Here is a 26,984-nt window from a genome sequence, read left to right on the forward strand (position 1 = left end):
CATGCGCAGCTACCACGTCGACAGCGGCGCCGGCATCGACGGCCTGACGATCGAAGAACACCCCGACCCGGTCCCCGGGGACGGGCAGGTCGTGGTGGCCGTGCGGGCCACCTCGCTCAGCTTCCGCGAGCTGATGGTGCTGCGCGGCAGCTACGTGCTGCCGGTGAAACCCGGCGTCGTGCCCGTGTCCGACGGGGCGGGCGAGGTCGTCGCGGTCGGCCCGAACACGCGCGGCGTCCAGGTCGGCGACCGGGTGACGGCCACCCTGTTCCCCAGCTGGCAGGACGGCCCGTTCGGGCCCGAGCACCTGGCGCAGCTCGGCGGCTCACTGGACGGCATGCTCACGGAACTGGCGCTGCTCGACGCGTCCGCGCTCGTGCCCATCCCCGATCACCTGTCCTACGAGGAGGCCGCGACGCTGCCCTGCGCCGCCGTCACCGCCTGGAACGCCCTCACCGGCCTGCGGCCCGGGCAGACCCTCGTCACCCAGGGATCGGGCGGGGTGTCGCTGTTCGCCCTGACGTTCGCCAAGGCGCTCGGCGCCCGCGTGATCGCGACGACGAGCAGCCCGGCGAAGGCGGCGCGGCTGCGCGAACTCGGCGCCGACGAGGTCGTCGACTACCGCGCCGACCCCGACTGGCCCGCCCGCGTCCGGGAGCTGACCGGCGGCCTCGGCGCCGACCACGTCGTCGACGTCGCCGGCCTGCTGGAGCAGTCGCTGAAGGCGGTGCGGATGGCCGGCCACGTCGCGTGCGTGGGCTTCGTCTCCGAGACCGCCCCGCCGATCGACCCCCGGGTGCTGTTCGCCTCCGGCGCCACCCTGCGCGCCGTCGCGGTCGGCAGCCGCGCGCAGTTCGCCGAGATGAACCGCGTCATCGAGGTGAACCGGCTCCGCCCGGTCATCGACCAGGTGTTCGCCTTCGACGACGCCCCCGCCGCCTACCGGCACTACGCCTCGGGCGCGGCGTTCGGCAAGGTCGTCATCACACATGTGTGAAACCCGGTCAGCGGACATAACCAGGGAGCACGCCTGACGAAAGGGAACCTCATGAGCATCGGCGGAGAGTCGGACGCGGTCGCCAAGCGCGCGGGCACCTCGAAGGAGGAGGAAGACAGCGGCAGGCCGCACATCGTGCCCCGCGACACCCCGGTCGACGAGTACACCGACCTGCCGGAAGGGCTGCGCGAAGAGAACGCCGAGGAACCGGAGGCCGAAAAGGACGACCCGGAGAGCGGGCCCACCGAGAAGGCCGGTCCCGCCTCCTGAACGCGATAGAAGACAACGCATGCGAGAGCGACTGACCCGGCGGCAACTCATCGACGTCTTCGGCGAGGACAACGTGGTCCGCGGCACCCCGGCGGGCATCACGCACCCCTTCACCCGGCGATTCCTGGCCGAGGTCGGGGTGCCGGTGACCGGCCGGGCGGAGTTCGTCCAGTTCGCCGAGGGCTTTCCGGACGAGCTCACCCCGCTGACGGAACCGGTCCCGCCCGCACTGGCCGATGCCTGGTACATCGGCGACGCCTTCGGCGCGGTGTTCGTCACCATCGCGCTCGACGGCGAGACCGGCACCGTCCACGCCGTTCCCGAAGGCCACGAAGAGCCCTACCTGATGAACACCGACATCGAGAGCCTGGTGTTCTTCCTGACCACTCTGGAGCGTCGCCACGAGCAGTTCAGCGCGGAACTCGTCGAGGACGGCGAGGCCTTCGCCGAGGCGGCCCGGACGATCGAGCGAGAGTGGCGGGCACACGACCCGGCACCCTTCGCGGTCCCCGAAGGGGAGGTCATGCGGGTCTGGCCCAACCTGCTCGACGACATCGAGTGCGGCACGATCGGCTGAACGACCTGATCAGGAGAAGTAGTAGATCAGACGGACCGAGTCGAGATCGCCGTCCGCCAGCCGCGTCATCTCCAAGAGCATGGTCAGGAACTCCGGGGACACCGCGTCCCACAAGGGAAGATCGAATTCCACATGCTCAAACGGCCCGTCTCCGATGAAGCCCTCTTTGTGGAGGTAGTCGTATCCAGTGATCGGCACGATGCCGGTGCTGTCGAACTGCCGCTGCAAATGGGCGGCCCGCCCGCCGTCGGGGAAACGGTCCTGGTCGCGGTCTTCCACCCAGGTGGACCAGCGCACCGCCTGCGCCCAGTCGTAGGCCAGCAGATCACGCAGGTACACGTGATTGCAGACGTCGTCCAGGCAGGAACAGGACGGCCAGACGGGGGCCGAGCAGAAGTCCTCCCAGGCCGGCGGGTCGGAGTGCGTGCAGAGATAGCGCCACACATCGTGGCGCAGCGAGAGGCTGGCATCGGGCGGCATGCAGTAAGCGATTCCGTCGAAACCCGGAGGGGCTTCAGGATCGACTTCCGCGAGTGGGTTGAGGAAGCGGAACATGGTCCAGGCCCGGCAGTAAGGAGAGAGACCCTTGATCTCCTGCCAGCCCTCCGGCGTGCGCTTTTCGACGATCAGAGTGAGGTCAAGACCCATGATCGTCCACCCAGAAGACGCAACGGACCGACTCCAGTTCGTCGCCGGCGAGCCGGGCCATCCGCAACATGACGTGAACGAGGTCCCGGTGCACCGACTCGGCCCACGGATGCCCGAGCAGCGTCCGCACCGTCAGATGGGAGGCGCGCACAGAACCATGGCGCGGCACGGCCTGCCACACCTCCTGACTCAGATCGGCGGGCAACCCGCGAGGCGGCGCCACAGCGGCCAACACCTCGAACACTTCCGGATCGGGATCGGCCAGCCACGGGACATGACGCACCCGCTCCTCCGGGAGGGCGTAATTCTCTCCGTCGGAGCAGAAGTGAGGACCTGACCACGGCAGATGATACTTTCCGCTCCCCCTCGGCGGCTCCCAGTGGATATGGCGGGGGGTGCCGTTGCACCAATCGCATTCGATGAGACGACCGTCGCAGTTCAGGCAGTAGAGGATCGGGTAGCGCGGCACGACGACATCGTCAGCACACATCCAGGCGTCATCGACGCGCAGCTCGACGAAGAACTCAAGGTTCCGCCCGGAGCCCATCGGATCCCCACTCCTGCTCTGCACCGGTGCCTGCCGACCGCCCCAGGATCGCGCAGACCCCGGGCCGACGCATTTCTTTTAGACGCGACATGAAGCCAGTGCCTCATCCGCCCAGCTCAGCAGTTCCCTCCATCCTGGCAAGGAGTGCGGACGCCCCACTCGGGGGGCGGACCGCAGCACGACGATCGCTTCGTCAATACGTCCAGCGGCGGTAGACCAAATGCACGACGACGGGCGATCTCCTGTTCGGCCCGTCCACAGCCCACCCGTTCGAGGAGCAGGCCGCCCGCCCGGTGCGGTGGCAGCATCCACGGTTGTGGCGGCAACGCCGGTCTCCGGTGGGACACTTCGAACGCCCGAACGGCTCGACCGCATCGCGGCGTCCGACACCCCATGGCACTGTGTCTCGGCGGCCTCATTGTCTCGTCCCTGCCGTTTCAGCAGCCCCATGCGCCGAGAAGGCCGGTGACAGCGTTCACCGCCTTCCACCAGCCGGTATCGACGAAAGGCTTCGGCACCTCCAAGCCTGGCGGTCAGCGATCGTGACGGGAAGGACGGATCTCCGGATGCGGCCGGAATCGGCCCGATGGCACGGCTTCTCGCCGCCGTATGGCGGACCCGATGATGGGTCCTGTGCGCCTTGAGGATGATCTGCTCTGGGAGTCCAACAACCGGAGCGGCTGGGGTCTGCGATGGCTGCGCCATGTCACGGCGGCGGCCGTCCTCGCCGGGTTCGGCGGCCTGCTCTGGCTGGGCGGCGAGCGTTTCATCTGCGTCGCCGCGTTCTGTGGGGCGGCCGTCTACGCGATCTGGGTCACCGTCCACTGGCTGCGGGACCGACGGCGCTTCGTCCGGGTGACCGTCGCGAACGGCGGCCTCCGCATGCAGCACGTCAGCGGACGGACCACCGATCACGACCTCCGCATGGTGACCAGAGCGCACATCACCCACCGCGGCCACAGCTACGACGACGCCAACGACCGGCAGAAGCTCGCGGGCGCGGGAAGCGCGACACTGCGGCTCCAGATCGCGGGCCGACGGTTCACCAGCCGATGGGCCGGACTCGACTCCGCGGAGCTCGATCGGCTGCAGGAGACCTGGCGGGCCACCTGCCCAGAGGCCGCGATCGACAGCACATGCATACCGGGACAGTTCGCCGGCTACTCCTACTGACAGCGGCCGAGCTCCGGCACTTTCGCTCCACCAGACTGCCGACCGCCCGCTGACACTCATCACGAACGCAGGCAGGAACCGCCACACGACACGAAAATGCTCGCCACGCGGATCCCCGATCCCACGCCGCGAACATCAGAATCGCGGCCAAGCCGGCGACGTACATGAGCCCGCCGTGCTGGTAGTGCGCATGCGGGGTGGCGCCCGTCCCGGCTCGCCGTGCCACGGTGCCGGAGCGTCTCGGACGCCCGGCCCAGGCAGCGTCAAGCCGGCGACGTACATGAGCCCGCCGTGCTGGTAGCGCGCATGTGAGGTCGCGCCCGCCCCGGCTCGCGGTGCCGCAGTGTGTCTAACGTGCCCGGCTTAGGCCGCAATCAAGCCGGTGAGTACGCGAGCCCGCTGTGGCGTAGTGCGCATGCGGGGTGGCGCCCGCCCTGATTCGCGGTGCACGGTGCGTCTCAGACGCTCGGCCCGAGAGCAGCCAAGCCGGTGACGTACATGAGCCCGCCGTGGCGTAGCGCGCATGCAGGGCCGTCCTGTCCCGTAGTGCGTCTCACGTGCCCGGCCCAGGCGGCGTCAAGCCGGCGACGTACATGAGCCCGCCGTGCTGGTAGCGCGCATGCGGGGTGGCGCCCACCCCGGCTCGCCGTGCCACGGTGCCGGAGCGTCTCGGACGCCCGGCCCAGGCAGTCGTCTCAGACGATCGTGCGGAGCTTGGTGAGCTGCTCGTCGTAGATGCGGGCGAGGCCGCGCGGCGCGAAGGTGCGCTCGAAGAAACCGCCGACGCCGCTCGCGCCGTTCCAGGTGGTCCGCACCGTGACCTGGGAGCCGCTGCCGGCCGGTGCGACGGTCCAGGTGGTGACCATGCTGGAGTTGGCGTCGCTCTCCACCAGCGTGTCCGGACCCGGCGCGGTGACCGTCAGCAGGCAGTCGCGGACGCGCTTGGAGGTCGCGGCGAGCTTCCAGTGCACGACGGTCCCCGCACCCTGGCCGCCCTCGCGCACCTCGTACTCGCTGAAGTGCTCGGTGAGCATCCGCGGCCGGGTGCCGGTGTAGTCGGCGAGCGCCGCGATGACCTTTTCCGGCGACGCCTCGACCGTGGCTTGCGTGGTTGCGGTGACCTGACCCATGCCGCCCATCCTTCCCTATGCCCTGGCGGGGCCGCCCTCCAGGTTGGCCGTCATGCGCTCCAGGACGCCGACCGCGGTGCGGTACTCCTCCATGGAGATGCCCTTCATGGACAGGTCGCGGAAGGCGTCGACCCACTCGCCGGCCTCGGCGAGCAGGGCACGGCCCTCGTCGGTGAGGGCCAGCAGCCCTTCATCGGGACGGGCCAGCCGGCCGCCGGCGATCAGGGAGGCGATGGCGGCGGCCAGCGTGGTGGCGTCCGCGTTGGCCCGCAGCAGGCCGAGGACGTCGGCGTCGGTGACCGGGGACGCGTCGCGGACGGCGTTGAGGACCTGCCAGGCGATCCGGGTGAGTCCGAACTCGCCCAGCATGTCGTCCATGTGGCGGGTGATGGCCTTGTCGGTGCGGTTGAGCCAGTAACCGATGGGTTTCATCGGAGTCATCTCCAGATCGATGGGGCGCGCTGCGCCGATAGAGGGTGGTGATGGCGTGAGAAGCAGGCAGGAGAAGGACGCCGGCCTCCCGGGGCCGGGGATGCCGGAAACTCGCGGCCAAGCTCTCCACCCCGATCGGAGGGCGCGCTTGGCACAGCACGGTCAGCGCCCTCTCATGCCATCGGATATGTGCGGGTGGAGGAATGCGGCGGCGGCCGAGACCTAAGGAAGCCGCTGGACGCAGTCTTTCGACCAGGGGGTGAAGGGGACGGCCGGAGTCATGGTCGGTGTGGTCTTTCGGCCGCAGGGCCGGGTGTGGCTTTGCGGCAGTGGTCAGCGGGTGAAGGCGGCGGCGTTCTCGCGGACCCACCGCTCGAAGGTGCGGGCGGGCGTGCCGAGCAGGGACTCGGTGGTGTCGGCGATGGGCTCGGGACCGGCGGACGCGGCGGCCCAGAAGTCGAGCAGGGAGCCGGCCATGGCGGCGGGCATGAATCGGCCCATCTGGCGTTCGGCCTCGGCTCGGGTGATCTGCTCGACCGTGATGTCGCGGCCGAGGACGTCGCCGAGGACGGCGAGCTGCTCGCGGAAGGTGAGCGACCGCGGGCCGGTCAGGGTGAGGGGACGGTCGACGGACAGATCGCCGGTGAGGACCGCGGCGGCGATGTCGGCGATGTCGTCGGTGTGGACCACCGCCAGGTGCGCGTCGGGGTAGGCGAGCTGGACCGGCAGGCCGTTGGAGACGAAGTGGGCCCAGCCGAGAGCGTTGCTGGCGAAGGAGCCCGCGCGCAGGAACGTGTGGGCGATGCCGGAGCGGGCGAGGGCGCGCTCGACCTGGAGGCTGTGGCTCGCCAGCGGGTCGGTCTCGGCGCCCGGCGCCAGCACCGACGCGGAGGAGAGCAGCACGATGTGCTCGACGCCGGCGGCGTCGGCGGCCTTGAGGAAGTCCTCGATGCCGCTGGGCTCGGGGTAGAGGAAGACCCGGCGGACGCCGTCCAGGGCGGCCGCGAAGGTCGCGGGGTCGGCGAGGTCGAGCGCGGTGGCGTCGGGGCCGGTCAGGGCGGCGGGGTCCTTGCTGCCGGTGCGGACGGCGTGCCCGGCGGCGTGCAGGCGGTCGGTGACGGCGCGGGCCACTTTGCCGCGGGCGCCGGTGATGAGGAAGGTCATGGTGCAGCTCCGTTCATGTCGCGATGCATATGCATGCTTGCATGCACACGTTTTCCTGTCAACACATGCTTGTGAGTGCTCATGGGTTGTACGATGGCGGCATGGCGAAGTACGACGAAGCGAGCGCCGAGCACCTGCTGAACACTGTCGGCCCGGCCTTCAGCAAGCTGCGCAGGTCCGCCCTGCTGGAGCTCGAGAACCCGCTCTCGACGAAGGACCTGAGCCGCACCCTCGTCCTCAACGTCGTCCACGAGGCCGAGCAGGACGGCGGCCGCGAGATGACCGTCGGCGGCATCGCCGAGCACTTCGGCAACGACCCCTCGGTCGCCAGCCGCATGGTGTCGGACTGCATCAAGGCCGGCTACCTGCGCCGGGCCGCCTCCCAGCAGGACGGCCGCCGCACGGTCCTGCACCTCACCCCCGAGGGCACCGAGCTGATGGCCCGCTTCCGCCGCCACCAGCGCGAGGCGTACGAGCACGTCACCGCGGACTGGCCGGAGCAGGAACGCCTGGACCTCGCCCGCCTCATGCTCAAATACGTCGAATCCCAGGAGAACCTGCGCTCCCGAAACCCCTAGGGCAGATCTGGCAGGCCTACGCGGCGCCCGGGCCACGCCTCACAAGGCGGAAGAGGAAGCCAACCCAGGTTGACCGACACCAACGCGGCGCGGTGCACGCTCGGGCGCCGCGCAACAGGGCGCAGTTCCCCTGAGGCGCCGCCTCGGGAGCGAGGCTGTGGCATGAACCTGACCATCGTGTTTCGGTGTGGCGCGGTGCATGCTTGAGCGCCGCGTAACAGAGCGCAGTTCCCCTGAGGCGCCGCCCCGGGAGCGAGGCTGTGGCATGAACCCGACCATCGCGTTCGGTGCTGACGGTCATGGTGGCCATGATCCTTTGCCGGGAGCCGGGAGCCGGGAGCCGGGAGCCGGGAGCCGGGAGCCGGGAGCCGGGAGCCGGGAGCCGGGAGCCGGGAGCCGGGAGCCGGGAGCCGGGAGCCGGCGGCGGCATTGTGCCTCGGTTGGATCGGGGCCGGCCCGTCCGGCGACAATGCGTGGATCCCTTGAGAGCGAGGTCGTGGCATGAACCTGAAGACCGTGTCCCGGGGCTGACGGCCATGGCGCACATGATTCGTTACTGCGTGCCGGGTGCCGACGGCGATGTCGCGGCCAGGCTGGAGCGGGCGCTGGCGAGCGTGGGGCGGCCCGCCTGCGAGGACGGGCCCGTCACCCTGCGGTGGCAGCTCCGTCGCAGGCCGTCCCTGCTCATCGTGGAGGAGCGCGTAGAGGCCCTGGACGCGATGTGGGACCCGGCCGCGGCCCGCGCCCTTTCCGGCGAATGGGATGGCTTCGTCCTCGCCATGGACTCCTGGAGCTACCTCGACCGGCAGGCCGCCGCTCTCTTCTTCTCCGGCCGCACGCTCGACCTGGTCGAGCAGTCGCCCCTCGGCATGACCCGCATCCCCGACCCCGGGGGCTGGATCGGCTACCTGGACGGCTGGGAAAGGCATATGGAGCAGGCCCAGGCCCTTCTCGGCGATTCCCACTACTGGCTGACCGGCGAGGTCGCCGAGGAGGGCGAGTGGCGGATCGGCCCGCCCGCGCCCTTCGAATCGGAGGTGGCCACTCCCGTCTCCCGCCTGGTCATCCTCGGATACGTCGCCATCCCCGACGCGCCGGGCCGCAGAGGCCAAGCGGAGGACGAGCCGGACATCGCCCTCTCCCACGATGGGCCGCTGGGTGGAAGCCACGCCGTCTCCGGCACTGGTGCCCACAGTGGCCGGGCGAAGGATGCGCCGGTCACCGGCCTCTCCCACGCTGGTCCGCTGGGCGGAGTCCACGCCGTCTCCGGTACCGGTGTCCGCAGCGGTCAGGCGGAGGACGCGCCGGTCACCGGCCTCTCCCACGCTGGTCCGCTGGGCGGCATCCTCGCCGTTCCCGGTGTGCAGGTCCGCAGCGGCCAGGTGGGAGGCGCGCCGTTCACCGTCGTCTCCTGCCCCGGCCCGCTGGGCGGCCTGCCCGTCGCCGAGATCTCGGCGGCCCTCCCTCACCCCGTCTTCGGCTTCGACGTGCCCGGCGGCGGGGCCCCGTCCGCCTGGGTGCACGCCGAGCACGGCCGCGTGCTCGCCGCCGGGACCGGCGGCCTGCTCCCCGCCCTGCGCCGGATCGCCGACGCCCCCGCCCTCCTCTTCGGCGCCTGACGGCTGCCCGAGGCCGTGGTCCCTGGTGTCCAGGGCGGCCGCGAAAGTCGTGGCTTTGCCCCTTTCCTCGTTGAAGCGGCTCCGGCGGAAGCGGGCCGCGGGTCCCCGCCTCGTCGGCCTGAAGACCCGGACCACGGACGCCGGGCTCACGGCTTGAAGGGACGCCCCCGGTAGTCGCCGATCACCTGGCCGCTGCGGGAGACGATGATGCGCCGGCCGCGCACCTCGTAGGTGTAGGAGCCGTTGACCGCCAGATAGCCCTTGGCGGTCTTGCGGGCCGGCAGGTCCATGGCCGAGCCCGGATTCCCGGTCACCTCGCCGTGATAGTAGAACCGGGATGTGCCGGTCCTGCAGATGATGACGTCGTGCTGAGAGGTCCGGTAGGCGGCGACCAGGTTCACCGGGCCGTCCCCCGAGATGCTCCGGGCGACCTTGGCGGGGCAGGTGCCGGCGGGTGCGGGGTTGGTGCGGAGGTGCTCGCCGAAGAACCGCTGCACCGTTTCCCAGTTGCCCGCACCCAGGTAGAGGGTGGCGAGGACGCAGGCGGCGACCACTGCCGCCTTCAGCCGGCCGGAGCGCCGCGCGGGCCGCGGGACGACCGGCGGCGCAGGTGGGGACGGCCGGCGCGGTGGGGGAGAGGGAGGAGCGGCCGGACCCGGCCGGTAGCCCGTGCTTCGCGGCGGTAGGAAGATCTCGTCGGGGATCGGAGCGGTGCGCCGCAGCGGGACCTCCTCACGCGGCGGGGGCAGGATCGCCGTGCGGGACGGGGCGTGGCGCGCGGTCTCCGCCGGAACCGCCGGCTCGGCCGGCTGCGGTCTCTGGCAGCAGATGCATTCGGCGTCGGTCGCGGCGTTGAACGTTTTACACGAGGTGCATTCCCAGCTCGAGGTCACCGCGCGTCTCCTTCACAGGTGCCGAGTTTGCGCCGGCGCCGGCGCCGGGGCGCTCGCCCATCGGACGAGGTCGTCGAGCACCTCGGCGGAGGCGGGGAGGGGCGGGAAGCTCAGCCACTCGCCGGTCTGCGGCGCCGTCCACGGGACGGTCCGGCCGGTCACGGGGGCATCGGCCCGCACGGCCGGCGGCGCCGCAGGCGGGCGCCGGGCGTCGGCGGGGGCGGGGGCGGACGGGCCCGTGACCGGCGGCGCCGGCGCGGGCGGCACGGCGGCCGGCGGGGCCGGCGCGGGGTCCTGCCGGGCGGCGTTCCCGAGGCGGGCCGCCGCCCTTGCGCGCAGGTCCGCCAGCAGTTCCTCGGCCTCTGGCAGATAGGGGCCGTCGACCTGGACACGGACCACCGCCAGTACCGGCGGCTCCTCGCCAGGACGCATGGGCGGAAAGGCGAAGTGCAGGGTGAGCTGGGTCTGCTCCGTGCCCGGCAGGCTGCGCGCCTCGGCCTTCGCGCACCAGTCCAGCGGCAGCCGGAGCGAGCACCCCCGGGAGTCGAGGAAGTCGACGCTCGGCCCGTCGACGATCAGCCGGGCGTCCCGGCAGTACAGCACGCGCCGGGCAGGTGCGCCCGCGCCCTGCGCACCCGGGGGCGGAGGCGGGGCGGCGGGCAGCCCGTTCCTGGGGGTCCGCATCTCAGATGCTGTTCCCGATCGTGTTGATGATCTCGCCCATCTCGAACTCCTCCAGGCCCTGGCCCGCGGTGGAGGGGAACAGGATCGTCATGTTCCACTCCTCGGAGATCTCCTTCCACGGCGTGGCGTCGGGGGCGAACAGCACCAGCCGCTTGGCCGAGTTCTCCATGAGCGCCTGCTGGCTGCGCGCGTACCCCCACTCCTCCAGCAGGGCGTCCCCGTCGAGCGGCAGCCCCGCCGGGTAGGTGTGGGCGGCACGCGCGTCGGGCGTTCCCAGCGGGTGCGCGGGCGCGTCGGTGAACATGACGATCACGTGCCGGCGCCGGTCGAGGCCGCGCTCCCAGGGGGCGCGGATCGCCAGCGCCAGCGCCTCCAGCCCCGACTCGGGGACGTCGCCCCCGCCGACCGGGGAGAGCCCGCGCACGAACGCCTCGAACTTGTCGGCCTCGCCGGGCATGACGAAGAAGTCGCTCTCCTGCAGCGCGTCGTCGGCGTGGTCGGCGAAGTCCCGGAAGGCGATGACCTTCAGCCGCAGCCGGCTGATGGCCTTGTGCTTCTGGGCCATGTCCGCCTCCAGCCGGGCGGGGAAGTTCAGCGCGCTGCGCTTGACCTCCTCCAGGACCGGCCCCATGCTCGCCGTCGCGTCGATGCACATCACGATGTCGACCGCGTAGCGAAGGCTGCCGCGGTACTGGTCGGGGGACTGGCCGCGGTACTGGTCGGTTCCGCTCATGGGATCCTCGTCTCGGTGATCAGGGGCGGTCGTCGCCCAGGTTGATGTGGAGCCGCGACCCACGGGCCGGCGGCGATGAGGGCTTCGGGGTCGGCGGCACGGGCGGCGTCGGCGTGCCGAAGGAGGTCATCCGCAGCCGCGACGGACGTGCGGAGGCGGCCGGTGTCCCGCCGGAGGCGCGCTCCCCGGCGGCCCGTCCCGGTGCGCCCGGCACCGCCCCCGGGCCGAGCTCGCAGAGCTGCGTGTCCTTCACCGTGCTCAGGAACTCGTCGATGTCGGGCCGGGCCCGCGGATCGGTGGATGCCAGGGCGCCCAGCAGTTCCCGCATCGGTGCCGCCAGACGCGGGTCGAACTCCAGCGGGGCCCCCTCGGCCACCGCTTCGGCCGGCGAGCCGAAAGCCGGGTCGTGGGAGGGCAGGCGCTGGGTGAGGTAGTGGTGCGTCATCAGTCCCATGGAGAACATGTCGCTCCGCACCGTCAGGTCACGGCGCCGGACGCGGGGGTCCTCCTTCATGTAGCGCAGCCACTCGGGAGAGCCGAAGAGCTGGTCCCCGCCGACCACGCCGGGCGGCGGGGGCTCGCCCGAGACGTAGGCGTCGTCGAAGTCGATGAGCTTGGCCGGATGGAACGCCGCGCTCGCCGGCTTGCGCTCGATCAGCACGTTGGTGGGTTTGAGGTCCCCGTGCACGACGCCGATGGCGTGCAGCAGCCGCAGGCTGAGCCCGAGCGTCCGCAGCAGGACGAGCTTGTGCTGCGCGTCGAACGTCTCCGGGCCCTGCTCGGCGACCTCGACCTTCTCGGTCACCTTGTAGTAGGTGGAGCCGACGACGAAGAAGTCGAGCGGGATCACCAGGTTGCCGCTGCCGGGCTCGCCGTGGCGCTGCCTCAGCAGCCCGCCCACCTGGAGGTGCCGCCGCTCGAACTCCGCGCACTCCTGCATCCGGAGCTCCTGGCTGCGGGTGCTGGCCGTCGAGTCCGGCCTGGGCCGCTTGGGCTCCAGGAAACGCTTGATGAAGTACGGCTTGCCCGCACGCTCGGCGAACGCCCACACGCACTTGCCGGCGTCGTCGTTGCAGGGCCGGCTGGTCACCAGGTAGCCGTTGACCGTCGTCCCGAGTTTCATCGTTCCTCCTGGACCGGGGGCATGAAGCGCTCGTAGCCGTCGCGGTAGTCGTCCCAGGTCTTCTGGCGCCACCGCCGGCCGGCCTTGTCGTCCGCTCCGGGGGGTCCCGCGTCCATGCGGGGGCGTGTGTGCCAGTACTCCCGCTCCACCTCCCGGGTGCGGGCCGCGAACATCTCCTTCAGCTCCGCGAAGCCGGCGCAGGCGAGCACGACCACGCCCAGCGAGGCGTCGTCGGTCGTGTAGCCCATGACGTCGTGCCGGAGCCGTTCCATCCAGTCGTCCATCGACGCCGCGTCCCGGAGCGTGGCCAGCAGCAGGTGCTCGAAGTGCGCGGGGGTCTGCACGTAGCCGAAGAAGCCGTCGGTCGCGCACACCAGGACGCAGGGCAGATCGAGGAGCCGGCGGTGTTCCTGGACGAAGAACGGCGCGCTCGCCGAGATCACATTGGTGAGCGGCGGGTCCTGGATCAGCTGGACCAGGCCGTCCTCCTCCTCGGTGTGGTCGCGGGTGAGCGCTTGCAGGCCGCCGCCGGGGGACAGCTGGTAGACGCGGCTGTCCCCGGCCCACAGCACCTGGCAGTCCACCTGGCCCGCCTGGACGCTGTAGCGCACGGCCGCAAGCGTCGTCGGCAGCTCCTTGTGCATCCGGCCGATGATCCGGGACGGGGTGGCCGGGCGCAGCGCCGCCAGCAGTTCCGTCAGCCGCGCCTCCAGCGCGGCGGTCTCGAAACCGGCGCCTGCGTGGAAGGACGTGCCGAACCAGGTCTCCAGCGCGACGCGCGCGACGCGTGCCGCCAGCCATGCCCCGGTGCGCGGCGTGCCGTCCTTGCTCTCGTAGGCCGACGCCGATCCCGAGCCGCCGGATCCGTCGAAGACACCGGTGACGCCCTGGCCGGACGGCAGGTGGTGGACGAACAGCGGTTCGGCGTCCTCGCCTCGGTTGGTCTCGGCCCAGATGCCGCCCGCCATCGTGTCACCGGCCTGCCGCGTCCATGTCCGCGAGGCCGGGGGCGGTGGCGCGGCCGGGGCGCCGTTCATCGCTCCGGGTCCCCGGTGCGGAAGCCGCGCACGCGGCTCGTCCGCGGCCGGTCTGCGCCGTTCCCGCCGTCCGTGTCCGGGGGCGGCGCCGCGGCGTAGGGGGCGCCGCCGGGCGGCTCGTCCTCCGGGGGCTCCAGCGGTGTGGCGGCGGCGCCGTGCGAGGCCGCCGTCTCCTCCGAGGGCGTGTCGGCGCGGGCTTCGACGGGCGTGGCGCGCACCGGCGGCGGCAACGGCGGCGGCGCGGCGGCCGGCCCGATCTCCGGCGCCAGCGAACCGCGCAGCCGCGGCCGTGTCCCGCCGAAGGGCGCCGACGAGCCTTCGGTGTACCGGTCCAGCAGCCTCTGCTGCGCCTCGGCGATCTGATGCGGCTCCAAAGGCTCGGCGGAGTTCCTCAGCAAGGAGTCCCATGCCGTCACCAGCTCGTTCCGCTCGTTCTGCTCGATCGCCTGGATGCGGTCCAGCGCGGCGGACGCGCCCTCCGTTTCCGCGATGTCGGCGATGAGCCCTTCGACGCCGTCGCGGCGCAGCCGTTCGAGCCGGTGGTCGGACCTCATGTCGTCCAGGCGCTGTTCACGGGCCCGGTCGCGGAACTCGCGCCCGCTCGCGGCGGCCTCGTCGGCGTCGATCAGCAGTTCGATGACGATCTCGCGGAGCCGGATGGCCGAGTCCCCGGAGAAGTACCGCATCTCCTGGTTCAGTGCCTGCTGGGCCTCGTGGAACGCCAGGGCGTCGTAGTGCCTGCTGACGTCCTGGAGCATCCGCTTCAGCGGCCCGTACAGGGCGCCGCTGACGTCGCGGATGCCGCGCTCCACGACCTTCGCCGGATCGGCGATCTGGCAGAGCAGGTCGGCCCGCGCGTTGAAGGCGATGGTGTGGTCCCTGCTCAGCAGGGTGAAGTCCAGGGTCAGCCGGTGCTCGGCGATGTCCACCAGGTACATCCGCCGGTAGTCGGTGAGCCGGGCTCCCGGGATCGGCTCACCGTGCCTGAAGGCCCGCAGCGCTCCGGTGCCCGGTTCCAGCACCATCGCCTCCTGCGGGCGCGGCGCGCGCAGCGGCTTGAAGACCCTGACGCGGGAGATCTCGCGCTCATCCAGGATGGGGTCGTAGGTCAGCTGTTCCATTTCAGCTCTCCTTCCAAGGGAGGACGAGGCGTGCCGTTCCCGACGGAGGCGGCGGCGGGGGCGGGGGTGTGCTGCGCGCGAGGGCGGCGTGGATCTGCTTCGCCGCCTCGTTGGGACGCTCCCGGTCCCTGGCCCACTGCTGGAGGTGGTAGGTCAGCCGCTGATGATGCTGACCGGGCAGCGCGGCGATCGACAGGATCAGGTCGCGCATTCCGGAACGGACGTCCATGTCGTCGCCGGCGTAGGTCTCCAGGCAGCGGCGCAGCCGTGCCAGTGCCTGCGTCTGCACGGGCTTGCGGGCGAGGGAACGGGCCCAGAGCTCCACGAGCGGGGTGCGGTGCGCCGCGGTGCCGGTGAGCAGCAGGGGTTTGGCGTCCTTGTCCGAGGCCGGGGCGAGCCGCAGCCGCGAGCGTGCCCCGCCCTCCCCGCGTGCGACCCGGCCGATCTCCGGCGCGGGCTCGGTCGCGGCGAACACGAACGCCGAGAGCGTCTTGGTGACCAGCGGGGAGGTGTCCTGGGGGGCGCTCCACTCCAGCAGCGCCGTCAGCACCTGCGCGGTGCGGCCGAGCTCGACCAGGTGCAGGACGCTCAGCGCGACGGTGGGCAGGGTCGCCCAGTCCTCGCGGTCCAGCGCCGTGCGCAGCACCCGCAGCGCGCGGTCCGGGTCCCGGCGGCCCATGATCCCGCCCGCCGCGGTGCCGGCCGCGAGGGCCAGCCGCCGCGGCGCCGGGCCGGTGCCGCTCTCGGCGGCCCACTCCTCCAGCAGCTCCCAGATCTCGTCGGCCAGCCCGGGCCGGCCGCCCAGCAGGTCCAGGACCGTGGCGGCGGCCTGCCGCAGCACCGGGGAGCCGTCCAGCGCCCAGGGCCGGACGAACCGGTGCAGGGCGTGCACGGGATCGGTGCCGGCCAGCACGCCGGCCGCGACGGCGGCGCGGGCGCGGACCTCGACGTCGGGGTGGGTGACCAGCCGCCGCAGCCAGGAGACGAACGCGGGGCGGTCGCTGTCGAGATAGGTCCAGGCGTACTCCAGGACCGCCTGCTGGACGAGCGGCCTGCGGAACCGGACCCGGGGCGCCTGCTGCGGCCCGCCGCCCCGCGGCACGGCGACCTCGATCCAGGCCTGCTCGGCGCCCAGCCGGTCGCGGAACCGCAGCCGCGACAGCGGCGGGGCCTGCTCCTCCGGCACGAGCCTGGCGTACAGGTCGAGCGCCGCGTCCGACACCGTCAGATACCCCGCGCCTTCCAGCACCGCCGCCGCGAGCGCGAAGGCGACGTGCTCGGGTTCCCGGTACCGGCTCAGCCGCCGGTGCACCTCGCCGGTCGGGTCGCGCAGCTCGCGGACGACACCGTCCAGGTCCCGCCCGTCCTTGACCGCGTCGGCCAGCCGGGCGGCGATGCGCGGCTCGGTGCACTCGCGCAGAAGTTCCTCGCCGCCGCAGGCGGCGAGCCGGCCGTGCAGCTCGGTGAGCTGGTCGCGGGTGTGGGACGTGCCGAGCACCCGCCGCTCGACGATCCGCATCGGATGCACCCGGCCGATCCCGGTGAGCACGTGCGAGGAATGATCGGCGATCTCCAGCAGCGCGCCCCGGGCCGGCCCGGTCAGCACGATCATGTAGCTCCGGGCGGCGCGCAGCGCCGCGGCGGTCTCGTGGATCCAGCGCTCGTCGATGCGGTCGGGGCTCAGCCCGCCCTCCTCGGCGCGGGCCTCGATCACGCCGTCCAGGTCCACCACGAACGCGCGGTCCTCCTCCTTGGGCCGCCAGCCGGGTGCGCTGAGGTCGGTGGTGTCCGACAGCAGCCGGCACTCGACCGGGCCGGCGCCGTCCGGCAGCCGGGCCAGCAGGTTGTAGACCAGCGCCTCGCGGCCCGTTCCCGGTGGCAGTGTCAGCACGAGCAGGTGCCGCTCGGTCAGGACGTTCCGGGCGGTAGGGAAGTGCGGCGGCTCCACGAAGGCGGCGAGGTGGGCGCCATGCCGCGACAGGTCGATCCTGGAGTCGGCGCGGCCCCGCGGCCGGGGGCCGGCGCCGGCGTTGAGGTCGCCGGCGAACTCGACGCTGTCCTGGAAGAGCGCCAGCGTGCCGATGGACGGCCCGGCGTCGGCGCCCGCGTAGCGTCCGACGATCTGCTTGATGATGTCCATGTACTGCGCGTGCTGCGCCGGGCGGCCGGTGTCGTCGCCGTCGCCGAGGGCGCGCAGCGCGTCCTCCTCGGTGGAGGGGAATCCCTCGTCGGGGGGCTCGGGGGCGTCGCCCGGGCCGCTCCGCTCGGGCGCCTGCGGCTCGGCGGGCTGTTTCGGGTCGTTCTCGGGCGGCTGCGTGCCGCCCGCCGGCTCCTTGCCGGGCCCGGGTTCGTCGGACTGGCTCATGGTCTCCGCTTTCGTCGGCTGGACGCTGACGGGGCGCCGGGGCACCGGGGCGGGCCTGGCGGCGCGGGCGAGCGAAGGGCGCGGGGTGCGCGCCGCCCCGCTCAGCAGTTGAAGTCGCGCATGCGCACCTTGTCGTTGAAGGTCACGACCTTGCCGATGCGCTTGGCGTTGATCGTGGTCTGGGGGGTGCCGGAACCGGCGTCCAGCTGCTCGACGCACCGGCTCAGCCTCTTCAGGAGCGCCGCGTCGGCGAGCATGCGCGTGACCAGCGCGTCGCGGAGCATCCTGACGGCGTCGGCCCGGTCGGGCTCGCGCTTCAGGTCGCCGAGGATCTTGGCGCCCGCGGGATCGGCGCCGAGGGCCTCGTGCACCTTCGCCACCAGCTTGCCGGCGGGGGGCGGCGGGACGACCAGCGTGCCCGACAGCGCGTGCCGGGCGTGCTCCACGACCACGGTGGCGGCGGTCTCACCGATCTCCTGGACGGTACGGGCTGGGCCGGGGGACGACGGTGACTCGCTCATGCTGGCTCCGGTGGGGGGAGGGGGAGGCGGGGAGAGCGCCGGATCGTCGTTGCAGATCCGCTGGAGCAGTTCCCTGAGGTCCGCGCCGGGGGCGGCGCCGACGTGCTTCTCGGTGCGGTCGCAGTGCCGCTCGTACGCATCGACGGCCGCGCCCTTCTGGCCGGTACGGTGCAGCGCGAGCAGCAACAGGCGGGCGAACCCGTCATGGGGCGGTTCGGCGGCCTCGGTCAGCCGGTGCAGTTCGGGCACGAGCGCGCCGGGCGGGCCGATCCTCAGCTCGATCTCCAGGCATGCCAGCAGTGCCCGCTGGTACTCGGCGACGAGCTCCTGCCGTGTCCGGTCGACCCAGGGGCAGCTCTTCAGCCCGCTCAGCGGTGCGGCGGTCCAGGGGCCGTCCGGGAGGGGCCCCCACTGCGCCAGCGCGCCGCGGTAGAGCCGTACGGCCCTGGCGTCGTCCCGCCCTTCCAGCGTTCTGGCGCGCTCGGCCAGGTCCGTGAACCGCCAGAGGTCCACCTGCCGCCGGCCGGCCTCGCTCCGGTACCCGCCGGCGCCACGGGGCAGCAGCCGTTCGGCTCCCGGTTTCGCCCGCTTCAGTGCGCCGCGCAGCTTCTGGACGTGGTCCTGCAGCAGCCGCACCGGGGCGGCGATCCGGTCGAGCTCCGCGCCCTCCCAGGCCATGCCGATGAGCGCGTCGTCGGAGACCGGCATCCTGTGGGACAGCAGGATCGCCAGGATCAGCCGCCGTTTCTGGTCGCCCAGGGGGATGGTCCGGCCGCCGAACTCGGCCCGCACCTCCTGCAGCAGGCAGAAGGCGATCTCGCCGGGGTCGGGCCTTTCCGCAGGTTCGTCTTGCATTTCACGCCCTTCCCGGTCGCGTGCGCTTCTGAGGCCCGGCGGGGCGGGTCCGGCCGGAAGAGCACCTGGAAACCCACCTGGAAACCCACCTGGAAAGCCGCGGAGAACCGACCGGGTGTTCGTCGCATGCTCTTTTCACGCGGCAAACGGAACCGCGTACGACAAGGGAAAGGGCAGTGAAATGAACCCCATCGAGAGCCGGCTGAAGAGCGGCGAGTGGCGTAAGAGCACCCGTAGCGAGGGAGTGGGCAACTGCGTCCAGGTCACCGTCGCCTACTGGGTGGGGGTCCGTGACTCCAAGGACCCCGAGGGGCCGGTCCTGTGGTTCACCGGCGACGAGTGGAAGGCGTTCCTGGCGGGCGCCCGGGCCGGCGAGTTCGACCTGCGCTGACGGGCGGGGGCCGGCGGCCCGGGCGGTTCGCGCCGCCCGGGCCGCCGGGCCCGCGCGTTCCCGGTGTGCTGCGGTCACGGTGCGGACCTCCGTATTTCGTCGGCGATTTCGGCGAGGAAGGTTCGGGCCTCTTCGTCGAAGACCGCCATTTGCCTCAGCAATGACCAGCGATCCTCGTAAAGGCGAATGTCTTCGGGGTCGTGCACCACCGTGTTCGCATGAATCGTTTCCAGCGTGACGAAGGCGTCCTGCTCGCGTTCCTCGTCCTCGGCGAAGATGACGAAGCCGTGCGAGAAGTAGGTGAGTGCCGGAACGCGCAGCGGGATGAGCCCGATGGAGACGTTCTCCAGCGTCGAGAGCGAGGCGATGCGGTCGAGCTGGGCGAGCTGGGCGGGGACGGACCCCGGGCGCCAGCGCAGCGCGGACTCGGTGATCAGGAACTGGAAACGGCGCTCGGGATCGTACAGCGCGAGCTGCCGGTCCAGCCGGCCCGCCACGGCCGCTGCGAGGCCCTCCCCGTTGTAAACGATCTCGCGGCATATCTCGAACACGCGCCTGGCGTACTCGGCCGTCTGCAGCAGGCCGGGCACGAGTGAGGGCTGGAAGCAGCGGGACTCGCGCGTCCGCGCCTCCTGCTCCTTGATCTCGTCCTGCAGGTGAGGGCGCCCGGCGAGCGCGGCGGGCCAGGGGCTGGACTCGGTACGGACGGTCTCGGCCGTGACGAGGAGCCAGGCGCGGGCCTCGGGGGACGCGCCCACCGCCTTCGCCCACTCCCGTACCTGCGGCAGTGTCGGCAGCGACTTGCCCGACTCGATCCGCGACACCTGCGACTGGCTGATGTCGATCAGCCGCGCGAGGTCCCGGCCGGACAGGCCGGCCAGTTCGCGCAGGCCGCGCAGTTCGGCGGCCAGCCGGAACCGGCTCGCCGGGGCATCGTCGTCCCGTTTCGCAGCCGTCATCGTGTTCGTTCACCATCCCTGCCACCGAACGGTGGCGCTCTGACTCGACAAGAATCTATATGATTCGACGCGAACCGTCTCGTTTTTGTTCCCATTGGTGGAAATTCGTACCAAGTGCTGGTCACGGCCGCCCTGCCGGCCGTCGTCGCCGATTGGAGTGATCCGGTATGACCCCAGATGATTCACGGCCGGGCGCGAGAGGGGGAGGCGAGGTGCCGAAGGAGGAGGGGCGCGGCGCGGGCGGCCCGCTGACAGCGTGGCAGAACCGGGCGTCCCATATAGGGCGAACGCCGACAGTCGCGACTTGTTGCCAGGAGTGCGCGCGTCCCCGCCGCCCTGTCCCCGCGCCGGTGACCTTCCCGGCCGGCTCATCCCGGCACTGCACGATCCTCGTCGTGGACATCAAGGACTTCACGGGCCGCGACGACCGGGCGCAGATCGCGCTCCGCCACTCCCTGTTCCGGCTGATGTCGCGCTCCTTCGACGACGCGGAACTGCCATGGCGCCTCTGCCTGCACGAGGACCGGGGCGACGGCGTCCTGGTGGTCGTCCCCGTCCCCGTCCCGGTCGCGGTCCTCGCCCCCGCGCTCGTCCGCCGGCTCGGCAGCGGGCTGGCCGCGCACAACCGCGGGGCCGCCGGCCCCGTCAGGTTCCGCCTGCGCGCCGCGTTGCACACCGGGGTCGTGCACCGCGACCCCTACGGCATGGTCGGGGGCCCGCTGAACCACACCTTCCGCCTGGTCGACGCGCCCGCCGTGCGTGACGTGCTGACCGCGCCGGGCGCCGAGTTGTCCTTCGTGGTGTCCGACACCGCGTACCGGAGCATGCTGCGTGCCGACGGCACCTGCCCGCTGCCGCTTCGTCCCGTCACGGCCGAGACGAAGCGGACGCGGGCCCCGGCCTGGATCTGGACCGGCGGGTCCGGCCCCGCCTCGCACGCCGCGGACCCGGCAGGAGGCGGGGCGGACGGGCACTAACCTGGGCGGACGATGGAGCGACTGGTGACGGCATGGGGCGAGTACGGGCTCGCGCGGTTCCCCGAGGACGAGCGGAACGGCCTGCGGGCCTGGGACGCCGCCGACGAGTACCTGCTGCGGCACCTGGCCGACGAGGCGGTGGACCTGGCGGGCCCGCTCGTCGTCGTCGGTGACCGGTGGGGCGCCCTGGCCACCGCGCTGGCGCGCCACCGGCCGGTCCAGATCAGCGACTCCTTCCTCGGGCAGGCCGCGACCAGGGCCAACCTGGCGCGCAACGGGGGCGGCGAGGTGCGGCTGCTGACCACGCGGGACGCGCCGCCCGAGCGGATCGGCGTGCTGCTCGTCCGCGTCCCCAAGAGCCTGGCGCTGCTGGAGGACCAGCTGCGGCGGCTGGCGCCCGGGGTGCACGAGGGCACCGTCGTGGTCGGCACCGGCATGGTCAAGGAGATCCACACCTCGACGCTGCGCCTGTTCGAGGAGATCCTCGGCCCGACCAGGACGTCGCTGGCGGTGAAGAAGGCCCGGCTGATCTTCTGTACGCCGGACCCGGCGATCCCGCGCGCGCCCAGCCCGTGGCCGCTCACCTACCGGCTGCCGGACGGCGCCGGCGCCGTCTCGGGCCGGCCCGTCGTCAACCACGCGGGCGTCTTCTGCGCCGACCGCCTCGACATCGGCACCCGCTTCCTGCTGCAGCACCTGCCCGAGCAGGGCGATTTCCGGCGCATCGTCGACCTCGGCTGCGGCAACGGCGTCGTCGGCACGGCGGCGGCGCTCGCCCATCCGGACGCCGAGCTGCTGTTCCTCGACGAGTCCTTCCAGGCGGTGGCGTCGGCCGAGGCCACCTACCGCGCCAACGCCGGCGGCCGCGCCGTCTTCCGGGCCGGTGACGGCATGGCGGGCGTCCCGGCCGGGTCGGTGGACCTGGTGCTCAACAACCCGCCGTTCCACTCCCACCAGGCGACGACCGACGCGACGGCGTGGCGCATGTTCACCGGCGCGCGCGACGCGCTGGCCCCCGGCGGCGAGCTGTGGGTCGTCGGCAACCGGCACCTGGGCCACCACGTGCGGCTGCGCCGGATCTTCGGCGGCTGCACGACCGTCGCGGCCAATCCCAAGTTCGTCGTGCTGCGCGCGGTGCGCAGGGCACGCTAGGTCTTGGCGTGGCCGAAGCGCTGAGCCAGGTCGGCGGTGACCTGGTCGATGTCGCGCCCCTTGGTCTCGGGGACGAAGCGCTTCACGAACAGCAGGCCGAGCAGTGAGATGACGCCGAAGATCCAGAAGGTCTGGCCCTGGCCGATGGCGTTGGCGATCGGCAGGAACACCAGGCTGACGGTGAAGTTGGACAGCCAGTTCACCGCCGTCGCCGCCGCGGACCCGGCCGCGCGGGCCTCGGGCGGGTAGACCTCGGCGATCAGGTCCCAGAAGACCGGGCCGAGGCCGGCCGCGAAGCCGCCGATGTAGAGCACCATGAAGACCAGCGTCAGCAGCGACGGCCAGCCCGCGACGAACGCCAGGCCGAGCAGCGCCATCGTGATCGTCATCGCCAGCAGCGAGTGCAGCAGCAGCGGGCGGCGTCCGGTGCGGTCGACCAGGGTGATCGCCACGATGGTCATCACCAGGTTGATGACGCCGATGGCGATCGAGTAGAAGATCGAGTTGGACGCGGTGAGACCGGTCTCCTGGATGATCGTCGGCGCGTAGTAGATGATCGTGTTGATGCCGCCGAACTGCTGCACCACCGCCAGCACCACCGCGACGATCAGCGCGGGGCGCACGTGCGGGGACAGCAGGACGTGCCAGCCCTTGCCCTCGGTCTTGGCCTCCGGGCTGTCGGCGTGCCGCTGCATCTGCTCCTTGAACCGCCGGACCGCGATGTCGGCGATCTCGGTGCCGGTGACCGAGGCGACCAGCCGGTGCGCCTCCTTGTCCCGGCCGCGCGCCAGCAGCCACTGGTAGGACTCCGGCAGCACCCACAGCGACGCCACGATCATGACGAACGCGGGGATCCCGCCGGCCGCGATCATCGCGCGCCAGTTCCCCGAGCCCGAGAAGATCAGGTTGACCATGTAGGCGACCAGGATGCCCACCGTGATCATCAGCTGGTTGAGCGTCAGCACCCGGCCGCGGATGTTCTTGGGCGAGATCTCCGACAGGTAGAGCGGCACCGTCGCCGAGGCGCCGCCGACGGCCAGGCCGAGGACGATCCGGCCCGCCATGAGCGCCACGTAGCCGTTGGCGAGCACCGCGATCGCCGTGCCGGCCAGGAACACCGCCCCTTCCAGGCCGATCGTCTTCTGGCGCCCGATCCGGTCGGCGATCCGGCCCGCGGTCAGCGAGCCCACCATCGCGCCGAGGACGAGCACGCTGACGACGCTGCCCTGCTCGAAGGAGTTCAGCGAGAAGTCGCTCTTGATGTACAGCAGCGCACCGGAGATCACGCCGGTGTCGAAGCCGAACAGGAACCCGCCGACGGCGATGAGCACCGACCAGAACCAGATCTTGTGCATCCCCTCCTTCGGGATGTCGTCCTCGATCGGCCCCGTGTGCTGCTTCGGAGAGGTGGAGAATCCTTGCACGTCATGCCTCCAGGCCGGCCACGACCACGACGCGGCCCGCGGCGCGTCCCCGAGGCGCCTGCCGGCGGGCGCCGTGGTCCTGATGTCGGCTCAGCCGGTCTTGTAGTCGTCGTAGAACCCGGCGCCGGTCTTCACCCCGAGGCGCCCGCGGTCGATGTACTCGCGCAGCACCTTGCGCGGCCCTTCGGGCAGGTGGGGGTTCTCGGCGGCGTAGTGCTCCTCGATGTCGAGCGCGACGTCCAGCCCCACCTGGTCGATCATCCGGAACGGCCCGTACCGGGTGCCGAAGTTGAGCACGTACATCTCGTCGATGTCCTGCGGGGTGGACACGCCCTCGGCGACCACCTCCAGCGACTCGCGCTTGATGGCCGCCCAGATGCGGTTGAAGATGAACCCGGTGCTCTCCTTGCGCGCCTCGAACGGGCGCAGGCCGTAACGGGGGAAGGTCTCCAGCACGAAGTCGATCACGGCGCGGTCGGTCTTCCCGCACGACATCACGTCGAGCGTGATCGAGGCGGGCGGCATGTAGAAGTGGGTGTTGAGCACCCGCTCGGGCCGCTTGACGTGGTCGATGAACATGCGGCTGGCGTAGGACGAGGAGTTGCTCGCCAGGATGGCGTCCGCGGGCGCGGCCGCGTCCAGCTGCCCGAAGACCTTCTTCTTCAGGTCCAGCACCTCGGGGACGGCCTCCACGACCAGCCACGTGTCCTGGACGGCCGCGTCCTGGTCGTCGCCGGCGACGACCTCGCCCGGCGGGCCGGCCAGCCGGAGCGTCTTGATGGTGGAGCCCAGCTCCTGCTCCACGTACTCGACGGCCGCCGCGCGCTGCTCGGCCGACGGGTCGAAGACGCGCACGGTGCCGCCTCTGGTGGCGAACATCAGCGCGATCCGGCGGCCCAGCGTCCCCGCGCCTATGACGGCGACCGGGCGGCTCGCGAAGTCGGTCGGGACTGGGAAACCCATGACGGTGGCTCCTTGAGGACAGAAGCGGCCGGTGCGCCGACCGCGTTTACGCCGGCGCCGCCCTGATCATCTATTCGATGCAAGTCGTGATCGGCTTGATACGGAGCGTGTCCAGTGACGCGGCGTACAAACCCGACGTTGTGCCAAGGAGCGACCATGAAGCCCGAACAGATCCTGCGCAGCCCGCTGACGCCGCTCTCGGCACCGCCCTACCCGCTGCGGCCGACCCGCTTCATCGACCGCGAGTACCTCAACATCGTCTACCGGACCGACCCGGACGCGCTGCGGGCGGTCGTCCCCGAGCCGCTGGAGGTCGCCGAGCCGCTGGTGCGCTTCGAGGTCATGCACATGGGCGACGTGGACGGTTTCGGCCCCTACACCGAGAGCGGCCAGGTGATCGCGGTCCGGTTCGACGGCGAGGACGGCGAGTACCTGCACGAGATGCACCTGAACAACGCCGGCGCGATCGCCGCCGGCCGGGAGCTGTCGGCCTACCCCAAGGCCGTCGGCACGCCGCGGCTGTTCGTCGAGGAGGGGGTGCTGGTCGGCACGCTGGACTACGCGAGCCAGCGGGTCGCCACCGCCACGATGGCCTACAAGCACGACGCGCTGGACCACGGCGAGGCGCGCGACCAGATCACCGTGCCCACCTTCGCGATCAAGGCGGTCCTCGGCTACTCCGGCCTGCGCGTGTGCGACCTGGTGCGCACCGAGATCAGCGACATCACCGTCAAGCAGGCCTGGCGGGGCCCGGCGCGGCTGGAGCTGTTCGCGCACGTGATGGCGCCGCTGGCGGACCTGCCCGTGCTGGAGATCGTCTCGGCGTCGCACATCCTGACCGACCTCACCCTGGCGCCCGCCAAGCCGGTGCACGACTACCTGAAGTGAGCGGGGCCCGGCCCGGGGGCGCTCCCGGGCCGGGCCCCGCTCACTTCAGTGCTCGGTGATGCGGCGGGACAGCAGCTTCAGGAAGATCTTCCGGATGTCCCCCGGCGACTCCGCCACCTGGACGGCGCCGCGGGTGACGCGGGCGATCTGCTCCAGCTCGGTGCGGCTGACGTCGTCGCCGTAGCCGATCATGTTGACGACGATCAGCTTGTCCGGCTCCTGCATGGCGCGCAGCCGCCGCAGCGTCTCGGCCAGCGTGAGGTCGCTGCCGGGCTGGTCGTTGCGGCCGTCGGTCAGCACCGTGATCGAATGGCCGAACTCGGGCTTGTAGGTCCGGCTCATGTACTTGTAGGCGGCGAGGACGGTCTCGTACAGCCCGGTGCCGCCGCCGGGTTCGGCCTTCAGCCGGGGCAGCGCCGCGAGCAGCGTGTCGCGGCGGGTGCGCGAGCCGACGCGCTCGCCGAGCGGTCCGACGGAGGCCAGTTCCCGGTAGGGCTTGGCGCCGTCCAGGTCGGTGGCGAACAGCCAGGTGCCGACCTCGGTGTCGTCGGACATCATGCTGAGCCCGCTCGGGAAGGTCCGCGCGACGGCCTGGATGCGGGTGAGGCCGGGGGAGACCTGCTCGGCCATGGAGCCCGACACGTCGGTCAGGATCAGCAGGCGCATGCCGAGCGACAGCTTCAGCCACGCCTGGACGAGGGCGCCGACCGCGGCGTCCCCGGGCGCGGGCAGGCTGCGCGGCGCCTCGGGGCGGACGCCGACGGCCTCGGTGAACGAGGCCGGCGCCTGGCCGTCGGGGGTGCGGAACCCCAGGTCCTGGACGTCCCGGCGGGCGTCGCCGTCGCGCAGCGCGGCCGCGAGGAGCCCGGCGGCGCGGGCCCGGTCGCGGTCGCGGGCGGTGACGACGTAGGGGTAGTCCAGCGACAGGGTGCCCTCCTGCGGGTAGACGGCCACGGCCTGGCCCCGCCGCCCGTCGCGGTTGTGCTTCCACAGGGCCTGCTCGGAGACCAGCGCGACGGGCCGCCGCCCGGTGCCCGCGGTGAACCGGGCGAACTGGTCCTCGGGGGTGCGCAGGGTGGTCTCGCGGATGGTGCGGGCGAGGGCGGTGAGGACCAGCGGCTTGTCGGGGCGGCCGCCCAGCAGCGCGTCGGTGATCATGAAGGAGGCCATGCCGGTGGCGCTGGCGGCGGGGTCGGGGACCAGCAGCCGGGCCGCGCCGGGCCCCGTCGGGGTGTTCCCGAGCGCCTTGAGCAGGGCGGCCCAGGAGGGCGCCAGGGCGCCCCGGCCCTGGGGGATCCCGATCACGACGGGGCTGGCGGCGATCGAGGGCCGGACCTCGGCGAGCGCGTTCCGGCCCTGCTTGCCCGAGGCCCGCACGGCCGACACCCACAGCGACGAGTCCGGGATCCACACGTCGGGGACCCGGGCGGTGTCGGACGGCACGCCGTGCCCCGAGAGCATGGTCGAGGTCGCCGCGACGTCGGCCGCCGCGACCTCGGCCTGGACGCAGGCGTCCCCGACCTTGTCGTGCTCGTCGTTGAACCGGCGGGCGGCCTTGGCCACGGCGGGGACGATCTCCGGCGCGGCCGCGACGCGGAGCCGCATGACCTTCCCGCTCTCGCAGGCGGCGTCCTCGGCGAAGGCGTACACGGCGGTGCCGGCCAGCATGGCCAGCGCGACCGCGCCGGCCAGCGGGCCGAAGCGGCGCATGAACCCGCCGGACCGGCGTCGGGGGGCCGAGGCGCCCGGAGCTTGCGACGCGC

The 26,984-nt window shown here is 72.1% G+C and carries 27 protein-coding genes; 10 read left to right on the forward strand and 17 right to left on the reverse strand.

All coding sequences use genetic code 11. The features are described from left to right. Position 1: 1 nt before the first annotated feature. Genes ACRB68_RS19525 through ACRB68_RS19535 form a run of 3 tightly spaced genes read left to right on the forward strand, consistent with a single transcriptional unit; the run spans position 2 to position 1,844 of the window. Positions 2 to 997, forward strand: a complete 996-nt coding sequence (locus ACRB68_RS19525; RefSeq protein ID WP_153534132.1) for a zinc-dependent alcohol dehydrogenase family protein — start codon at positions 2 to 4, stop codon at positions 995 to 997. Between the two features lie 51 nt (positions 998 to 1,048). Further along, the gene (locus ACRB68_RS19530) at positions 1,049 to 1,267 is read left to right on the forward strand and encodes a hypothetical protein (protein WP_153534134.1); all 219 of its coding nucleotides are present in this window, start codon (positions 1,049 to 1,051) and stop codon (positions 1,265 to 1,267) included. Positions 1,268 to 1,286: 19 nt separating this feature from the next. Then, a complete protein-coding gene (locus tag ACRB68_RS19535) occupies positions 1,287 to 1,844 on the forward strand; it encodes an SUKH-4 family immunity protein (RefSeq protein ID WP_153534136.1) in 558 nt (185 codons plus the stop codon). Between the two features lie 9 nt (positions 1,845 to 1,853). On the opposite strand, the gene ACRB68_RS19540 is transcribed toward ACRB68_RS19535, so the two are convergent. Together ACRB68_RS19540 and ACRB68_RS19545 are read right to left on the reverse strand one after the other, a co-directional pair. Next, complete coding sequence (locus ACRB68_RS19540) at positions 1,854 to 2,492, reverse strand: hypothetical protein (protein WP_153534138.1); 639 nt, start codon at positions 2,490 to 2,492, stop codon at positions 1,854 to 1,856. Then, positions 2,482 to 3,039, reverse strand: a complete 558-nt coding sequence (locus ACRB68_RS19545) for a hypothetical protein (protein WP_153534140.1) — start codon at positions 3,037 to 3,039, stop codon at positions 2,482 to 2,484. The genes ACRB68_RS19540 and ACRB68_RS19545 overlap by 11 nt, the downstream gene beginning before the upstream one ends. Before the next feature lie 633 nt (positions 3,040 to 3,672). On the opposite strand from ACRB68_RS19545, the gene ACRB68_RS19550 reads away from it, so the two are divergent. After that, the gene (locus ACRB68_RS19550; protein ID WP_153534142.1) at positions 3,673 to 4,212 is read left to right on the forward strand and encodes a hypothetical protein; all 540 of its coding nucleotides are present in this window, start codon (positions 3,673 to 3,675) and stop codon (positions 4,210 to 4,212) included. A gap of 695 nt (positions 4,213 to 4,907) precedes the next feature. On the opposite strand, the gene ACRB68_RS19555 is transcribed toward ACRB68_RS19550, so the two are convergent. The 3 genes from ACRB68_RS19555 to ACRB68_RS19565 form a co-directional block, all read right to left on the reverse strand. After that, positions 4,908 to 5,342, reverse strand: a complete 435-nt coding sequence (locus ACRB68_RS19555; RefSeq protein ID WP_153534144.1) for an SRPBCC family protein — start codon at positions 5,340 to 5,342, stop codon at positions 4,908 to 4,910. 15 nt (positions 5,343 to 5,357) lie between these two features. Further along, positions 5,358 to 5,774, reverse strand: coding sequence for a MarR family winged helix-turn-helix transcriptional regulator (locus ACRB68_RS19560; protein WP_153534146.1), 417 nt, complete (start codon positions 5,772 to 5,774; stop codon positions 5,358 to 5,360). Between the two features lie 333 nt (positions 5,775 to 6,107). After that, the gene (locus ACRB68_RS19565; protein WP_153534148.1) at positions 6,108 to 6,938 is read right to left on the reverse strand and encodes an NAD(P)H-binding protein; all 831 of its coding nucleotides are present in this window, start codon (positions 6,936 to 6,938) and stop codon (positions 6,108 to 6,110) included. Positions 6,939 to 7,039: 101 nt separating this feature from the next. Between ACRB68_RS19565 and ACRB68_RS19570 the strand changes: the two genes are divergently transcribed. Next, positions 7,040 to 7,516 carry a MarR family winged helix-turn-helix transcriptional regulator gene (locus ACRB68_RS19570; protein WP_153534150.1) on the forward strand — a complete coding sequence of 159 codons (477 nt, stop codon included), beginning with the start codon at positions 7,040 to 7,042 and terminating at the stop codon, positions 7,514 to 7,516. A gap of 560 nt (positions 7,517 to 8,076) precedes the next feature. Beyond that, positions 8,077 to 9,135, forward strand: coding sequence for a hypothetical protein (locus ACRB68_RS19575; RefSeq protein ID WP_153534152.1), 1,059 nt, complete (start codon positions 8,077 to 8,079; stop codon positions 9,133 to 9,135). Positions 9,136 to 9,281: 146 nt separating this feature from the next. Here the strand turns inward: ACRB68_RS19575 and ACRB68_RS19580 are convergent, their stop codons facing one another. The 8 genes from ACRB68_RS19580 to ACRB68_RS19615 form a co-directional block, all read right to left on the reverse strand. Next, positions 9,282 to 9,689, reverse strand: a complete 408-nt coding sequence (locus ACRB68_RS19580; protein ID WP_153534153.1) for a hypothetical protein — start codon at positions 9,687 to 9,689, stop codon at positions 9,282 to 9,284. A 351-nt stretch (positions 9,690 to 10,040) separates the two neighbouring features. Further along, positions 10,041 to 10,712, reverse strand: coding sequence for a hypothetical protein (locus ACRB68_RS19585; protein WP_153534155.1), 672 nt, complete (start codon positions 10,710 to 10,712; stop codon positions 10,041 to 10,043). Position 10,713: 1 nt separating this feature from the next. Then, the gene (locus ACRB68_RS19590; protein WP_153534157.1) at positions 10,714 to 11,445 is read right to left on the reverse strand and encodes a vWA domain-containing protein; all 732 of its coding nucleotides are present in this window, start codon (positions 11,443 to 11,445) and stop codon (positions 10,714 to 10,716) included. A 19-nt stretch (positions 11,446 to 11,464) separates the two neighbouring features. Beyond that, on the reverse strand, positions 11,465 to 12,568 hold the full coding sequence (locus ACRB68_RS19595; RefSeq protein WP_153534159.1) for a protein kinase domain-containing protein: 1,104 nt from the start codon (positions 12,566 to 12,568) through the stop codon (positions 11,465 to 11,467). Further along, the gene (locus ACRB68_RS19600; protein ID WP_153534161.1) at positions 12,565 to 13,605 is read right to left on the reverse strand and encodes a protein phosphatase 2C domain-containing protein; all 1,041 of its coding nucleotides are present in this window, start codon (positions 13,603 to 13,605) and stop codon (positions 12,565 to 12,567) included. Before ACRB68_RS19600 ends, ACRB68_RS19595 begins: the two co-directional genes overlap by 4 nt. Further along, positions 13,602 to 14,726, reverse strand: a complete 1,125-nt coding sequence (locus ACRB68_RS19605) for a hypothetical protein (protein ID WP_153534163.1) — start codon at positions 14,724 to 14,726, stop codon at positions 13,602 to 13,604. Before ACRB68_RS19605 ends, ACRB68_RS19600 begins: the two co-directional genes overlap by 4 nt. A gap of 1 nt (position 14,727) precedes the next feature. Further along, positions 14,728 to 17,091 carry a hypothetical protein gene (locus ACRB68_RS19610; RefSeq protein WP_153534165.1) on the reverse strand — a complete coding sequence of 788 codons (2,364 nt, stop codon included), beginning with the start codon at positions 17,089 to 17,091 and terminating at the stop codon, positions 14,728 to 14,730. A gap of 101 nt (positions 17,092 to 17,192) precedes the next feature. Then, positions 17,193 to 18,467: an AfsR/SARP family transcriptional regulator gene (locus ACRB68_RS19615; RefSeq protein WP_153534167.1), complete on the reverse strand. Its 1,275-nt coding sequence runs from the start codon at positions 18,465 to 18,467 to the stop codon at positions 17,193 to 17,195. Positions 18,468 to 18,648: 181 nt separating this feature from the next. Between ACRB68_RS19615 and ACRB68_RS19620 the strand changes: the two genes are divergently transcribed. After that, the gene (locus ACRB68_RS19620) at positions 18,649 to 18,858 is read left to right on the forward strand and encodes a DUF397 domain-containing protein (protein WP_153534169.1); all 210 of its coding nucleotides are present in this window, start codon (positions 18,649 to 18,651) and stop codon (positions 18,856 to 18,858) included. Between the two features lie 74 nt (positions 18,859 to 18,932). Here ACRB68_RS19620 and ACRB68_RS19625 read toward each other — a convergent pair whose 3' ends face one another. Next, positions 18,933 to 19,817 carry a helix-turn-helix domain-containing protein gene (locus ACRB68_RS19625; protein ID WP_153534171.1) on the reverse strand — a complete coding sequence of 295 codons (885 nt, stop codon included), beginning with the start codon at positions 19,815 to 19,817 and terminating at the stop codon, positions 18,933 to 18,935. Between the two features lie 395 nt (positions 19,818 to 20,212). Between ACRB68_RS19625 and ACRB68_RS19630 the strand changes: the two genes are divergently transcribed. Further along, entirely contained in the window at positions 20,213 to 20,794 is a 582-nt protein-coding gene (locus tag ACRB68_RS19630) for a hypothetical protein (protein WP_153534173.1), read from the forward strand. Positions 20,795 to 20,806: 12 nt separating this feature from the next. After that, complete coding sequence (locus ACRB68_RS19635; protein ID WP_153534175.1) at positions 20,807 to 21,946, forward strand: methyltransferase; 1,140 nt, start codon at positions 20,807 to 20,809, stop codon at positions 21,944 to 21,946. Here the strand turns inward: ACRB68_RS19635 and ACRB68_RS19640 are convergent. Both ACRB68_RS19640 and ACRB68_RS19645 read right to left on the reverse strand, forming a co-directional pair. Beyond that, on the reverse strand, positions 21,943 to 23,301 hold the full coding sequence (locus ACRB68_RS19640) for a sugar porter family MFS transporter (protein WP_153535160.1): 1,359 nt from the start codon (positions 23,299 to 23,301) through the stop codon (positions 21,943 to 21,945). The genes ACRB68_RS19635 and ACRB68_RS19640 overlap by 4 nt on opposite strands. Before the next feature lie 159 nt (positions 23,302 to 23,460). Next, complete coding sequence (locus tag ACRB68_RS19645; protein WP_153534177.1) at positions 23,461 to 24,333, reverse strand: 3-hydroxyacyl-CoA dehydrogenase family protein; 873 nt, start codon at positions 24,331 to 24,333, stop codon at positions 23,461 to 23,463. Positions 24,334 to 24,489: 156 nt separating this feature from the next. Here ACRB68_RS19645 and ACRB68_RS19650 point away from each other — a divergent pair, with 156 nt between their 5' ends. Beyond that, on the forward strand, positions 24,490 to 25,221 hold the full coding sequence (locus ACRB68_RS19650) for an acetoacetate decarboxylase (RefSeq protein ID WP_153534179.1): 732 nt from the start codon (positions 24,490 to 24,492) through the stop codon (positions 25,219 to 25,221). Between the two features lie 45 nt (positions 25,222 to 25,266). On the opposite strand, the gene ACRB68_RS19655 is transcribed toward ACRB68_RS19650, so the two are convergent. After that, entirely contained in the window at positions 25,267 to 26,931 is a 1,665-nt protein-coding gene (locus ACRB68_RS19655) for a substrate-binding domain-containing protein (RefSeq protein WP_194293370.1), read from the reverse strand. Positions 26,932 to 26,984 lie beyond the last annotated feature (53 nt).

Source organism: Actinomadura macrotermitis, from assembly GCF_009604375.1.
GTDB lineage: Bacteria > Actinomycetota > Actinomycetes > Streptosporangiales > Streptosporangiaceae > Spirillospora > Spirillospora macrotermitis.